Source organism: Psychrobacter sp. HII-4, assembly GCF_904846595.1.
Lineage (GTDB): Bacteria > Pseudomonadota > Gammaproteobacteria > Pseudomonadales > Moraxellaceae > Psychrobacter > Psychrobacter celer.
The window spans coordinates 14,068-28,680 of record NZ_CAJHBJ010000007.1 but is presented as its reverse complement, the minus strand read 5'-3'; the positions used below and the strand labels follow the sequence as shown (position 1 = coordinate 28,680).

11 protein-coding genes and 1 tRNA gene are annotated in these 14,613 nt (G+C 45.1%); 6 read left to right on the top strand and 6 right to left on the bottom strand.

Annotated features, from left to right (window positions below; all coding sequences use genetic code 11):
* Positions 1–166: 166 nt before the first annotated feature.
* Positions 167–1,297: an endonuclease/exonuclease/phosphatase family protein gene (locus JMX98_RS05520; protein ID WP_201585190.1), complete on the top strand. Its 1,131-nt coding sequence runs from the start codon at positions 167–169 to the stop codon at positions 1,295–1,297.
* A 555-nt stretch (positions 1,298–1,852) separates the two neighbouring features.
* Here the strand turns inward: JMX98_RS05520 and JMX98_RS05515 are convergent.
* Both JMX98_RS05515 and JMX98_RS05510 read right to left on the bottom strand, forming a co-directional pair.
* Positions 1,853–1,928: transfer RNA gene (locus tag JMX98_RS05515), tRNA-Asn, on the bottom strand.
* Between the two features lie 270 nt (positions 1,929–2,198).
* Positions 2,199–3,401, bottom strand: a complete 1,203-nt coding sequence (locus JMX98_RS05510; protein WP_201585188.1) for a pyridoxal phosphate-dependent aminotransferase — start codon at positions 3,399–3,401, stop codon at positions 2,199–2,201.
* Positions 3,402–3,909: 508 nt separating this feature from the next.
* Here JMX98_RS05510 and JMX98_RS05505 point away from each other — a divergent pair.
* Entirely contained in the window at positions 3,910–4,479 is a 570-nt protein-coding gene (locus JMX98_RS05505) for an acyl-CoA thioesterase (RefSeq protein ID WP_201585186.1), read from the top strand.
* 150 nt (positions 4,480–4,629) lie between these two features.
* The gene (locus JMX98_RS05500) at positions 4,630–5,697 is read left to right on the top strand and encodes a cation diffusion facilitator family transporter (protein ID WP_201585184.1); all 1,068 of its coding nucleotides are present in this window, start codon (positions 4,630–4,632) and stop codon (positions 5,695–5,697) included.
* A gap of 371 nt (positions 5,698–6,068) precedes the next feature.
* Here JMX98_RS05500 and dps read toward each other — a convergent pair whose 3' ends face one another.
* Positions 6,069–6,551, bottom strand: coding sequence for a DNA starvation/stationary phase protection protein Dps (gene dps, locus JMX98_RS05495; protein ID WP_201585182.1), 483 nt, complete (start codon positions 6,549–6,551; stop codon positions 6,069–6,071).
* Positions 6,552–7,003: 452 nt separating this feature from the next.
* On the opposite strand from dps, the gene uvrB reads away from it, so the two are divergent.
* From uvrB to JMX98_RS05480, 3 genes are all read left to right on the top strand, one after another.
* Positions 7,004–9,115: an excinuclease ABC subunit UvrB gene (gene uvrB, locus JMX98_RS05490; RefSeq protein ID WP_201585180.1), complete on the top strand. Its 2,112-nt coding sequence runs from the start codon at positions 7,004–7,006 to the stop codon at positions 9,113–9,115.
* A 244-nt stretch (positions 9,116–9,359) separates the two neighbouring features.
* Entirely contained in the window at positions 9,360–10,412 is a 1,053-nt protein-coding gene (locus JMX98_RS05485) for a pyridoxal phosphate-dependent aminotransferase (RefSeq protein ID WP_201585178.1), read from the top strand.
* 299 nt (positions 10,413–10,711) lie between these two features.
* Positions 10,712–11,086, top strand: a complete 375-nt coding sequence (locus tag JMX98_RS05480; RefSeq protein WP_075101559.1) for a hypothetical protein — start codon at positions 10,712–10,714, stop codon at positions 11,084–11,086.
* A gap of 290 nt (positions 11,087–11,376) precedes the next feature.
* Here JMX98_RS05480 and JMX98_RS05475 read toward each other — a convergent pair whose 3' ends face one another.
* From JMX98_RS05475 to JMX98_RS05465, 3 genes are all read right to left on the bottom strand, one after another.
* On the bottom strand, positions 11,377–13,071 hold the full coding sequence (locus JMX98_RS05475; RefSeq protein ID WP_201585176.1) for an alkaline phosphatase D family protein: 1,695 nt from the start codon (positions 13,069–13,071) through the stop codon (positions 11,377–11,379).
* A gap of 301 nt (positions 13,072–13,372) precedes the next feature.
* Positions 13,373–13,780 (bottom strand): hypothetical protein, encoded by a 408-nt coding sequence (locus JMX98_RS05470; protein ID WP_201585174.1) that lies wholly within the window; start codon positions 13,778–13,780, stop codon positions 13,373–13,375.
* A 217-nt stretch (positions 13,781–13,997) separates the two neighbouring features.
* Positions 13,998–14,513 carry a hypothetical protein gene (locus JMX98_RS05465; protein ID WP_198335485.1) on the bottom strand — a complete coding sequence of 172 codons (516 nt, stop codon included), beginning with the start codon at positions 14,511–14,513 and terminating at the stop codon, positions 13,998–14,000.
* Between the last annotated feature and the right edge of the window lie 100 nt (positions 14,514–14,613).

Below are 14,613 nucleotides of genomic sequence, written 5' to 3'. Positions count from 1 at the left end.
TAGTTGTTGTCATATAATTCGACTGTAGCAGTAGGCGTCACTGGATTGAAGTGCTAAAGTAAGCGCTAGCATCAGTATCGTGAGCCGTACGCCTAAAGATGCCTGAACACACAACATATCTTATGCAGCGACAAACCAGAATTTCAACCAACGGTTAATACATACTATGGATCTTTCACTACTATATTATTCTGTCCAGTGGCTAGCAGGGCTCGTCGCGTTTGTGACGATTTGGGGCTGGCTGCCGCTAGATAATTGGTGGGTGCGCGGTGTCGAGTTTCCTCGTATTCAGATCATGGTGCTGGGGGTAATCGCTTGGGTTGGTATGTTGATGTTTTGGCCAGACTGGCAACTAGGGCAGTGGTTGTTGTTTGTGGTTTTGAGCCTCACATTGGCGTTTCAGCTAAGAATGGTGTTGCCCTATACCAAACTATGGAAAAAAGAAGTACAACAAGCAAAACCCAAACCTGCAGGGCAAGCGCATCAACTAAAGCTCATGGTGTCAAATGTCCTAACGCCCAATGATCATACCCAAAAGCTGGTCGATCTGGTCAAGCAAAAGCAGCCCGATATTTTAATCACCTTAGAGAGTGATAAAAAGTGGGAAAAAGCACTGGAGCAGATTGAGCCAGACTATCCTTATACCGTCAAGGTGCCATTAGACAATTTATATGGCATGCACCTGTACTCGAAACTTGAACTGATCGACCCTGAGGTCAAGTATTTGATGATAGATGACATACCGTCGATTCACTCACAGCTGCGCCTGCAAAATGGTCAAGTGATTTGGCTATACTGCCTACACCCCATGCCGCCCAGTCCTACTGAGGCCGACAAATCGACCACTCGCGATGCCGAGTTGCTAATGGTCGGCAAACACATCAAAGAGCACGATCAAACCGCCATACTGGCAGGCGATCTTAATGACGTGGCCTGGTCGAAGACGACGCGCCGCTTTCAGCGCATCTCAGGCTTGCTGGACCCGCGTATCGGCCGCCATTTTATCAATACTTTTCATGTCAATTATCCATTTTTGCGTTGGGCGCTTGATCATATTTTTCATAGTGCTTGCTTCACAGTCGTTGATATTCAGCGTTTGCCGTCTATAGGCTCTGATCACTTTCCAGTCATGACGACGCTACAGTATGAGCCAGAGGAAGCCGAGCAACAACAAAAAAACGCCCCAACGGCTGAAGCAGACGATATCAAAGAGACAGATAACAAAATAGAAGAGGGTAAAGAAGAAGGTAAAAAAGTCTCTAAAGAGCATGCTAAGAAGCAGCAGTTATTGGGATAGAATAGGGTAGATTGGTTCTAGATAATTCACGAGCCGCCAAACAAGGCGAGTGGGGCAGTAAGCGGGTGTACAAATGTAAGCATATGCTTACGCAAAATAAGGTCTTTAGCCTCTAGGCGCATCAAAGTGATTGCCCTACAATACAACCATCAACACAAGGAGAGGCAAGGATGCAGTGTTGAGGCAGTATCGATAAAAGCACAGGTCAGCCCGCTGTCTTATAGATGACTGTTTATGACTTAGGATAAGTCGACATGGAAGAAATAATAATAACAACATGAAGCGCCGTAAGCCCTGAACCAATCGCCCTAGGTTCGGGGCTTTTCTTTGTCTGCCATCTGGTATTTGTTTGCTGATCTTAGCCGCCATACCACCGAGGCGTTACACTCCTTAAATTCCATGCTACAAGCGCCGAGCTAAAAGAAACCAAACTGCTGACGAAGGCAAACTGCATAAAAAACAGACGACCATAAAAAAACCCTCATCAAAGTGATGAGGGTTTTGGCAAATGCCATAATTGAATTAAAAATAATTCAAATTTTTACAACTAAAATGTGGCTCTCCAACCTGGGCTCGAACCAGGGACACACGGATTAACAGTCCGTTGCTCTACCAACTGAGCTATTGGAGAATAGGCTGTACGTACATGATACGTGACAGCAAGACTTAGAAAGTCTCTAACGAGTTCTTGCTAAGTGGGGCGTATTCTAGCAAAGATAAAAAATACGTCAAGCCTTTTTTTGCATAAATTGCAAAGATTGTCATTTCAATGAGAAAAGAGAGCTGTTTTATCAAAAGCCGTCATAAAAAAACGCCCACATAGTAAATATGGGGCGTTTTTTTTTATAATTTTTAACAATCAAGCTATTTAGCTTAAAAGCCTTTTTGCTTAGTGAGTTGCTTATTCAGCAACGTCCAAGTCAGCCACGGCTTTTTCGATACGTGATAGCGCATCTTTTAGCGTCGCTTCGTCAGTGGCGTAAGAGATGCGCATATAGCCGCCAAGACCAAAGGCATCACCAGGGACGACCGCTACGCCAACTTTATCCAGTAGCCATTCTGAAAACTCTGTACATGAAGACAGGCCAGCAGCTTTGATTAATGGCTTGATTTGAGGATAGACGTAAAATGCACCGTCAGGGCGCAGGCAAGTAATACCCTTAATCGCATTTAGACCATCAACGACCAAATCACAACGCTTCTCAAAGGCTTCTACCATCGGTGCCAGTACGCTTTGGTCACCACTGATGGCGGCTTCGGCAGCCACTTGGCTGATAGAGGTTGGGCAAGAGGTCGACTGCGACTGTACTTTTTTCATCGCGCCGATGAGTTTGGCAGGGCCACCAGCGTAGCCGATGCGCCAGCCTGTCATGGCGTAGGCTTTTGATACACCGTTTAGGATGATGGCGCGCTCTTTTAGCTCAGGTGCGGCGTTTAAGATATTGTAGAACTTATCTCCCGTCCAGCGAATGTGCTCATACATATCATCTGAGGCCACATAGACGTGCGGGTGTTTTTTCAATACTTCCGCAATGGCTTTTAGCTCATCCAACGTATAGATCATACCTGTTGGGTTCGATGGGCTGTTTAGCACCAGCAGTTTGGTTTTGTCTGTGATGGCGGCTTCTAATTGCTCGGCGGTGATCTTGAAATCTTGCTCAGCAGGGCATTCTACGATGACCGGCTTACCGCCTGCGATGATGACCATATCAGGATAGCTGACCCAGTAAGGCGCTGGGATGATGACTTCGTCGTCTGGATTGATAAAGGCTTGGGCAAGGTTAAAGAAAGACTGCTTACCACCGACCGATACTAGGATCTCATTTGGCTCATAACTGATGTCGTTATCACGTTTGAACTTGTCGATGATGGCTTTTTTGAGCTCTGGTGTACCATCGACAGCGGTGTACTTGGTAAAACCGTTATTGATTGCATCAATGGCTGCCTTTTTGATGTGCTCTGGTGTATCAAAGTCAGGTTCGCCAGCACCTAGGCCGATGATGTCTTTACCAGCCGCTTTTAGCTCTTTGGCTTTATTGGTAATCGCTAGAGTCGGTGATGGTTTGATGCTATTGACGCGTTCAGACAGTTGCAACTCGCTCATGAGGGATCCTTTTTATAGTGAAGGGTGGTTGGGGTAGCTGATGTTAATTATATAACGTTTTTATCGTCATCAGGGCATGATGTCGGTATATAGTCAATCCTAAATAAAACGGGCAATTACTATATAGGCGGGTGCTACAGATAGGTAGTTTGCACAGCCTTTGTCGGTGTAGTGCCTATTGTAAAGTAGCTCAACTGTAAAGAGGCTCAACTATAGACTGAATATTGTAGCACGCTGATATTTCGCTGTCGCATGGGGCTGGTAACAAAAATTATGGTGATGCTGCATAAAATTCATCCCAGTAGCGCTTTGGAACTTATGACAGTTTTGTTTTGAACTGACTATATATTAAATTATCTATATTTACCGATGGGCTATTATTTATATTTTATTTACACAATGTAGACCATCTGATGACACAGGGGCGTTTGTGATATATAGCAAGCTGCGGTATAAATGATAAGCAAGCTAAAAACATAAATACGTGTACAACCTTTTAAGGAACATTATGCCGCAGTTCAACACCAGCTCCACCGCCAAAAAAGCCCCTTTAAACCACGAACTTTATATGTCGATACTAATGACCCCAGACATGGCCAACTTCATCGGTAATGTCCACGGTGGTGACTTGCTCAAAATGCTCGATCAGGTCGCTTATGCCTGTGCCAGTCGCTACAGTGGTAGCTACGTTGTCACGCTATCGGTCGATCAGGTGATGTTCCGTGAGCCTATCTATGTCGGCGAGCTCGTCACGTTTGCCGCTAGTGTTAATTACGTCGGTACCACCTCAATGGAGGTCGGTATCAGAGTCGAAGCTGAAGATGTACGCGCGCGGACGATCCGCCATACCAATAGCTGCTACTTTACCATGGTCGCGATCGACGATAATGGCAAGCCTACGCCTGTACCGCCGCTAGAAATCAAAAACGAGAGCCAACAATGCCGCGCTGATGCAGCATTAGAGCGAAAAGAGATGCGTATGCAAAGTGCACATCGTCCTAGTTGCGATATCAATAAAGAAGTCGGAGAGTTGACCCGCACAGCTGAAAATACGCAGATCAACCCAGAATCTAAGTAACCCAGAATCTAAGTAACATCGTCAAAAGTTACCATCAGTTAACGGATGGGCTACTGTAAAAGAATAACGGTTAATTTATTTTAGTCTCTATAATATAGATAATAATTTTGTTCAGCATTTAAGCTTTTAACCCATATTATAGAGTTTTTTATGAGTCTAAAACCCTCCGTTGCCAACCCGCAATTACACTTAGGTGGTCCAGAGCTGACGCGTCATAAACCAAACGCGCAAAAGCCTGAACCAGATCCTGATAATAAAGATAAAAAGTCCAGCTCGGTGATTACGGTTTTGATTGCTATTGGCGCTAACTTTTTGATCGCTATCGCTAAGTCCGTTGCCGCTTTTATCACCGGCTCGGCGTCTATGGTAGCGGAGGCGGCGCACTCATGGGCGGATACGGGCAATGGTGTTTTTTTATTAGTCGCTGAGAAAAAAGCCGTCAAACCTGCGGATAAAAGTCATCCGTTAGGCTATGGTAAAGAAGCTTATGTGTGGTCGATGATAGCGGCTTTTGGCGTGTTTATGGCAGGCTCCATTGTCTCTATTTATACAGGTATTACCGAATGGAATGCACCAGAAGCTGAGACCAATTATACGATCGCTTTTATTATTTTGGCAGTGGCTTTTGTACTTGAAGGCTTCTCGTTAGTGCAAGCTTATTTGCAAAGTAAAAAGCAGGGTCAGGCTATCGAGGTTAGCGCTATTGGTTATGTGGTTGAGACTTCTAACCCCACTTTGCGCGGGGTGTTTTTTGAGGACTTAGCGGCGGTTACTGGTCTGGTTATCGCGGCAGCGGCAATGGGCATGCACGTCTATACCGGGCAGGCTTTTTGGGATGCGTTAGGTTCCATTATTGTCGGTATATTATTAGGGGCAGTGGCGATATTTTTGATCAGTCGTAATCGCGACTTTTTGGTGGGGTATAAAGTTTCAGATAGTATGCATGATTATGTATTAAGCGAGCTTTTGAGACATGAAGGAGTCGATAGCGTCTCTTACTTACATTTAGAATGGGTGGGACCAAAAAAGATATTTATGGTAGCGGCTGTAGATGTCAGAGGCAATCAAAGAGAAGAGAGTATAGCGCAGATCTTTGAGAGCATCGAGAGCCAGTTTCGTGCCAATAAGATATTTCAAGAGGCCATCCTGACGCTATCTGCGCCTAATGCCAAAACCATCGCGCCGCCTAAAAGCTCTCCAAATCCAGTGCGAAGCTAAATAATCCTAGGGCGTGTTGAACATTCAACCATGGCACCGACAGAGACTATTTTTTAGACGATTCGAAGGTAAAAATAGTAAGCTTAGTCGCTCTAAGCGTCTATTTTTATCAATGAAGCGGCAAAAAAGAGTCCTGTCCCTGCGGGCTGATGCTAAAATTGCTCCATACTGCGTTGCAAGTCTAGCTAAGGCATCTGCATTATCGTCGCTTTGCGCCTTGTCTGGAACAATTTTAGCGATCAGCAGTGCCTATTTGTGAATGTTCAACACGCCCTAGTAACAAACCAAAAAAAGTATCAAACCAAAAAAAATCGCCATCTAGGCGATTTTTTTTGTATTTTATGACTCAACAAATAAGAGTGATAAAAATATTACTTCTTAGGCGCATTAGCACCGATGAACCAAGCATCTTTATCGATAATACGGCTGATTTCGGTTAATAAGTCTGCAGTATCTTCATCGCCTGCCTCACCAGCCGTATCGATACCTTCACGTAGTGAAGCTGCAATAATCTTATAACGATTGGTCAGCTCACGAACATGTTGCTCAACTTCAGTAATGTCAGTTGGGTAAGTTTCTAAAATAGAATCTTCAACGACACGCTTAGAGATGCCATTTGCTTTGCCGCCTAAAATGACAATACGTTCAGCGACAGTATCAAAAGCTTCTGTCAGACGATCATAAGTTTCATCTAATAACTGATGCACACCGATAAATCCAGTACCTTGTAGGTTCCAATGGCACTGCTTGCTATCCATACTCAAATCAATCAAGTTGGCTAGATTAGAGTTCAACAGCTCAATCATTTTCTTAGCAGTATCATCATTGATACCACTTGCATAACGTTCTCTCATAGATTACTCCATTTTTGATTATATTTAATTGTTATCTAATGACCGACTAAATTTTTAGACGCTTAGTTTAAAGCTCTTAGTCAGCGTTTTCTTATCAACTTTCGATACCAATAATAACAGCTTATTAGAGGTATGGAACCCATAAGCGTTAGGCTTTATTAGGTGGTCATGTAATGGCTTTGTTAAGCATGAAAATCTTTGTAAATATAATAGCTAAAACAAGCTTAATTATAATCTTTGATTACCTAAGCGGGGCAGCAGCCTGTGATTCAACAAAGTATCTTAACGAGCTTCTTACCAATACTCACTGATAGCTGAATATCAGCTTTGATAGTCAGAGATTATGGTCTGTAATTAACAACAAATTACTAGCATCAAGGCCAGCAAGTAACCTTTAAAAACAGGCATAAAGCCCCCACATAATTGTAAACTTAAAAAAGAAGAAAGCTAATATGCGTATGCCCGAACCGCGCTCGTCGCGCCAGTTAAATCAATTAGCCGCTCAGTTGCAAGGCGAAGCTGAGATCAGTGGTGTCAATGCGTCAGGGACGCAAATATCGAGCCGCGCCTTTGAAATGGTCACCGACTTTGAGCCTGCAGGCGATCAACCGCAGGCGATTGAAAAGCTCGTTAAGGGTATCAATGCTGATATGGATGAGCAGCTGCTGCTTGGTGTGACGGGTTCGGGTAAAACCTATACGATGGCTAAGGTGATTAGCGAGTGCCAGCGCCCAACGATTATCATGGCGCATAATAAAACTTTGGCGGCGCAGTTATATGGCGAGTTTAAAGCCTTTTTTCCGAATAACGCTGTTGAGTATTTTGTCAGCTATTATGACTATTATCAGCCCGAGGCGTATGTGGCGGCCAGTGATACCTTTATCGAAAAAGACAGCGCTATTAATGATCATATTGATCAGATGCGTCTGTCGGCAACGCGGGCATTGCTTGAGCGCCGCGATGCTATTATCGTCGCATCCGTCTCTTGTATTTACGGTCTGGGCGATCCGGAGAGTTATCTGAAAATGCTCTTGCACGTTGTGGTCGGTGACAAGATCGATCGTACCGCGACCATCAAACGTTTGGTCGAAATGCAATATACCCGCAACGAGTTGGATTTTGGCCGTGGTACGTATCGCTTGCGCGGGGAGCTACTTGACATCTATCCTGCGGAGTCTGAGCAGTTGGCGATTCGTATTCATCTGTTTGATGATGAGGTAGAAAAAATCACATGGTTTGATCCTTTGACAGGCAAAACCGTGCGCAGCGTGCCGCGTATTACTATTTATCCAAAGTCGCATTATGTGACACCGCGTAATCGCCTTGAGGCCGCCATCGAGACTATTCGTGCTGAGCTTGAGCCGCGTCTTGAGTACTTTCGTGATAATAATAAACTGATTGAAGCGCAGCGCCTCAAAGAGCGCACGCAGTATGATCTAGAGATGATTCAGCAGCTCGGCTACTGTAATGGTATCGAAAACTACTCGCAGCATCTATCTGGTCGTCCTTGGGGTGAGGCGCCGCCGACGTTGTTTGATTATGTACCAGAGGATGCGCTGCTGTTTATCGATGAGTCGCATGTGACGGTCTCGCAGATTGGAGCGATGTATAAAGGCGATAGATCACGCAAAGAAAATTTGGTGAATTACGGCTTTCGCCTGCCAAGCGCGATGAATAACCGGCCGATGAAGTTTGAAGAGTGGGAGCGCATCAAGCCCAAGACCATTTATGTTAGTGCAACTCCTGCGCAATACGAGCTTGAGCACAGCGAGCAAGTCGTCGAGCAAGTGGTGCGACCAACAGGCTTGATTGATCCTGAGATTGAGATACGCCCTGTATTGACCCAGGTCGATGATGTGCTCTCAGAGATTACCAAACGCCGCGAGCTGGATGAGCGCGTATTGATTACCACCTTGACCAAACGCATGGCGGAAGATCTCACCAGCTATCTCAAAGAATACGATATCAAGGTGGCCTATTTGCACTCCGACATCGATACCGTTGAGCGTATGCAAATCATTCATGAGCTGCGTACGGGTGTGCACGATGTACTCGTCGGCATTAACCTGCTGCGTGAAGGGCTCGATATGCCAGAAGTGTCATTGGTGGCGATATTTGATGCTGATAAAGAAGGCTTTTTGCGCTCTGAGCGCTCCCTTATTCAGACCATTGGCCGCGCTGCTCGCCACCTAAACGGTAAAGCGATTCTTTACGCCGATAGTATTACGCCAAGTATGGAGAAGGCGATAGAGGAGACCGAGCGCCGCCGCGAAAAGCAAATCGCCTTTAATGTGGAGCATAACATCACGCCAAGAGGCGCGCGCCGTAGTGTCACTGATAAAATTGATACGGGTGAAGAGCTCGATGCCAATGACAATCAAGCGATTCCAGTTAAGAGCAATCTGCCGGATGTCGATATCAGTATCTTGCGGAGCCCTGATTTGCTCGCCAAAGAAATCAAACGTTTAGAGAAGCAGATGCAGCAGCTGTCTCGCGATCTCAAGTTTGAGGAAGCCGCAAAAACACGTGACAAAGTCTTAGAGCTAAAAGCACATCTGATCTAATAAATTACTTGTATTGTCATTAACCTCTCTTTGTATTTAACTGTTAAAAGGTGAGCTGCATATTTGTAGCTCACCTTTTTTATAATCTGCTAAATGTTTGAAAAAATAGGGATTTTGCCGAATATAATTAATAACTTATATTTTGTTTTTGGAAAACTTGTAATCATACTAAATGCCACTTAATATGAGATCAATGATTAAATGTGATCTTATTTTCCACTGACAGTTAGGCGTATCGTTCATCATGAAAAATAATAAAATGATAGAGTTAAATGCGAACGAAAACTCGCTAGGCATGTCGGATTCTGCCAAAAAAGCCGTTACAGAGTCTTTAAGTGAAGGCTTTCGTTATCCAGATAATGTACGTGCTGCACTCATCAGCAAAGTTGCCAGTATTCACGGCGTGGCAGAAAACCAAATCTCATTGGGCAATGGCTCGACTGAAAATATGCGAGCTACCATTCAGATGCTGCAACATAAAGCATTTATGGAGGGCCGAGAGTTTCAGATGGTAATCCCTGTACCAACGTTTGATTGTACAGAGATGTATGCAAACTCCATTGGGGCATCCGTAGTTAAGATACCATTAACTGCCGAAAACTATGATTTAGATCTTCAAAGACTACAAAAAGCGGCCGACGAGTTTAACGGTATTAGCTTGTTATATGTTTGTAATCCTAATAATCCAACCGGAACCATTACATCAACGAACCAGCTTAAAACATGGATAGGTAACGCACCAGACAACCACTACTTTTTAGTAGATCAAGCCTACTTAGAATACGTGAATGATCCAAGCTTTGAGAGTGGGGTTGAGTGGGTAAAACAAGGGTTATCAGACAACCTTATTGTGATTCATACTTTCTCAAAGTTATGTGCCTTGGCTGGTATGCGAGTGGGCTATGCGATTTCTAACCCGCAAGCTATTGAAGCTGTCGAAGCATTTATGTCTATGGATAACACCAACTTATCAGGTGCGGTCGCCGCCATTGCGACATTAAATGATGCAGAATTTTTAGAGTTAAGTTTGCGCACGACCAATCAGTCGCGCCAGATGATTGAAACAGTATTGGACGAGCTTGAACTTCGCTACTTACCATCCCAGACCAATTTTATTTTTCATGAAATCAAAGGTGATTTAAAAACCTATATCGCTAGAATGCGAGACAGTGGCATCAAGGTCGGTCGCGATTTTCCACCTATCACGGGGTTCAGCCGCGTAACGTTGGGCACGCCTGATGAGATGGCAGTATTTATCAAAGTGCTAAAGTCGTTTCGCAAAAAAGGCTGGGTGTGATAAGGAACCAAGTAAGCCATCCACTTTTACCAACATCAAACGCAGTTTTACATATCCCGCCTTAAAAAACAGCCGTGTCTCTTATAGGATAAAGAAATCAAGCACGCTCTAGCCACCCGATAAATCAAACCCAGTATTGAGCGCTCGTTATAAAGATAAGTATAACGGCAGGGGCAGGCGTGCGATTGTATGGTTGAATCCCTATAAAGTTGATGCCAATAGAATAGTATTGGCAATATCAGCATTTTTAAAATAAGGACACGCACCAGTAAAAGCTATTAAAAATAAAGGATGGATGTATGTTTGATATTAAGTCGTTTTTTAAGCGAGAAGTAGAAAAAAAGCTTATTGATGTGGATGATTATATTTTTATGCCCGAGCGCGTCGAGATGATGCTCGAAGGCGGTCAGTTAAATTGCGTGCTAAACAGTGATGGCCGCGTCGATATTTTTTATAGCAAGCAGGGCGTGACAGAGGTCAGCTCTGCGGCGCGCAAGCATCCTTTTACCGCATTTGAGACCGAGTTACATCACGGTGTTTATGATGATGTGATTCATGATTTGATCAAAGAAGTCGATAAAATCATCGATAGCTCATCCAAGTATTTTCGCCGCAGTAAAATATTGCCAACGACGGCGGCTTTGCCTAGCAGCTCTGCGGCGACTGATAAGTAGTCATCAGTGAACAGCGAATGCAGCAGATAAAGCGAATGCAGCAGATGAGTTGAAAGTCGCTATAAGTATAGAATTGCTAGATATGCTGAAAAACCACAAACAGCAAAAGGGTGCGCCAGCTAACGCACCCTTTTGCTGTTTATATCAAGGCGGCACTGGTATAAATTTTTTTGGCGTGCTGTGTCTACACCGCTCGATGTTGCATAAAACTCATCCCAGTCTCGCTGTTTCGTTTTTATACTGAAATACTGAACTCACTGTCGTTCAATAGTTCAGTGGTCGCTAAAGATTTATGCCTCGCTCATCGCTGCAGGGTTTGTTGTCGTCTTTTTGACGGATACGGCCTTGTCCGCCGCGGCTAGGGCAGCCACATTGCTGATAGGGCGAGATTGGGCTGCATCAACTAAATGATGGGCGTGTGATTGTGTGACCAATCCTTTGGCAAACTGGGTGCTACTATCACGAACGGTAAGCGTATCGGTATAGTACCATTCACATTGAAACGCCTGCTCGGTGATGTCTAGTAGCATATAGCCGTGGTCGGTTTGGTTGTTAAACTTTTGGTGCGGGTTGACGTCGGGGCCTGTATTTGGCTCAGTAAAGGCAAGTGAGGTGAGGGCGGGGCAAACAAACTCAACCGCCAGCGCACCTGCACCAGTTGATGGATTATAGCTGTCGCTATCAAAAGGGTTTTTGGCGACATCAAAGGCAAAAGAGGCGTGATAGTCCCCTGTCAACACGACGGTGTTTTTGATGTCGTTATTGTCAATATAGTCTAATAGGCGATCGCGCGCACTGGCATAGCCGTTCCAGATGTCGCCTGAACTGCTGGCAAAAGCGCCTTTAAAAGGAGACAAGATCACTTGCTGACCCAATATCTGCCATGTGGCGCCGCGGCGTTTGCTCTCAGACATATTCAGATAGAGCCAGTTTTCTTGCTCAAGCCCCAATAGCTGGCGTTCTGGCTCCTGACTGGCGGCCGCATCAAGCTTTTCACGGCCAAAGATGCGCGTGTCGAGCATGTTTAAATCAAACAATTTACCAAACTCAAAACGCCGATAAATACGTAGCTGGCTGTCAAGCGCATTGCTCTTATCGTCCCGAATGGGCATCCACTCATGATACGCACGGACAGCCGCCATTTTGCGCTCTAAATAGCTGCCTTTGCTGTCGTTATGAAACCGTGCGCCTCCTTTCCATGAGTTATCAGCGATTTCATGATCGTCCCAAACCGCGATAAAAGGATGCTGACGATGACACTCTTGTAGGTCAATGTCAGTACGATAACAAGCGTAACGCAGGCGATAATCTTTTAAGCTGATAATTTCATTCTCAGGGAAAATTGGTCGCTCGTCTTTCAAATCGTTGTCGCGATAAAAACCTTCTGGATACTCGTAAATGTAATCGCCCAAATGCAGGACTGCCGAGATATCCGCTTGCTTAGCGATATCGGCATAACCGTTAAAATAACCATAGCCATAATTAGAGCAAGACACCACTGCCAAGCGCACACGCTCTATCTCGTTCGCTGCCATATCAGACGGCGGAATGGTACGGGTACGGCCAGTAGGCGAAAGATAGCCCAAGGCTTCAAAAGCATAATAATATGTGGTATCAGGCTGAAGGGAGGTGGGATCGACTTTGATAGTAAAGTCAGAGGCGGCGGTAGCAATAGCGCGGCCTTGGGCGACGATATTGGTCAGATCAGGGTCTGTGGCGACCTTATAGCCGACAGGGATGCTGGTGGCCTCAATACTGCCATCATTGGTGATACGGGTCCACAGTATCACTCTATCTTGTAGTGGGTCGCCACTTGCGACGCCATGTACAAAGGGCTGGGCACCTTGGTAACCCAAGTCATCGACGTCGTCTAGTGCCACCACGGGGCGCTCGTCATCGTCTGATGAGCAGGCGCTCAGCTGCGTCAATAGAGTCCCCGCCACGGTCGCTTGACCGCCTATTTTTATAAAATCACGTCTTTTCATCATTCATCCTTGATCTGATACAAAAGTAAAGTCCATTGACTGATAATCTATCGTAATAGACAGCGTGACGCAATCGTTAACCTGCCTATTGGCGTTATATCTATAGTCGATACATTCTAAAAATGTCATAGCGCTACTGGGATGAATTTTGCGCAGCCTCTGGGAACGCAGCACGCAAGTAAAATTTATACCAGTAGCGCGTTTAAATCCATAACAGTTTTACATTCAGCTAACTATACTGATAAAGGATTTTGACTAATGGGAGGTATGCTTGAGTAAATCGCATTCCATGACAGTCTGATTATTTCATAAAACTTGCATAGCAGCTCTGCAGTGATTTTGCGACGACTCGGGTAACCAGCTGCGTGCGGTAGCTGGGATCGATGGCCGCGTTGCCCAGCTCAACGAGGCTGACTTGCTGCGGGGCTTGCTCACTGACGCAGCCACAGACATTGCTTTTTATGGCTTCTTGCTGCGTCTCGGTCATGGCAACGCTAGCGATACGCCACGCATTTTGTTTTTCGATTTGGCTGCGACATTGGTTGTCAATGGCTGCGCGAAACACATTCATACCGATCTCATTGGCGGTACCAATGGCAGTGCCAGCGTCATTATTGACGCTGCCTGTGGTGGTGCAGCCGCCCAAGGCAAGCGCAGTCAGTAAGGCAGTAGATGCCAGTATTTTTTTTGTAGACCCGTGTTTTTTCACACAATACTCCTTGGTATGGTTATAGAGATAAACATGGTGCCACGATAGCCCTAAAAAAGCACATAAAAAAACCAGCGAAGGCCATTTATTTTGGTATTCGCTGGCGTGTTAAGATCGCGCAGAGTATCAAAGCAAGACTGAAATAAGTCGATCCCAGTCTAACGAACTGATGCAGCGCATCTTTTTTATTTAGTTCTTTTATTTAGTAACGCCGATATTAGACGTTTTTACCGTGCTGCTTTTGCTGAATGTCTTTGGCCAACTTATAGCATTCGTTGATATGATCGGTGGCGATTTTCTTAAAAATGGTATAGCCCATCGTTGCAGCCACCAACTGCCCACCCAACGGGATAAATTTGGTCACTTGCTTGGCGGCGATACGACCACCAAAACCTTGAATGGTTTTTTTGACGAGACCGCGCGTCGCCATCAAACCTGCAAAGTCAACCGTACGGTCTCTAATCGCGCTCCAGTGCACTTCGCGTGACTCCAAGTCAATCGCTGACTCACGGTCTTCGATCAAGCCAAAGCGCTCACTGATCTCAGGGATGAGCTGGGTCAACATGCCTGCATCAACTGCCACATCAAAAAACGGCACAGGTACGATGGCGACACCAGCTGAGACTCTGGCACGTTTTTTGACCAAACCCAGACACTCTTGTTTGACTTTATCGAGATCAAGATTGGGATCGATGGTGTTAGGGAGTTTTTCAGCGACTGGTGTGGTTTTCATAAAAGGTCCTTGTACGTTTTTTTAGATAATGGAAAATAGGGTTTTTATATCACTCATGGTGAAAATATATTGATCGACATCTATTTTATGGATTTATCGG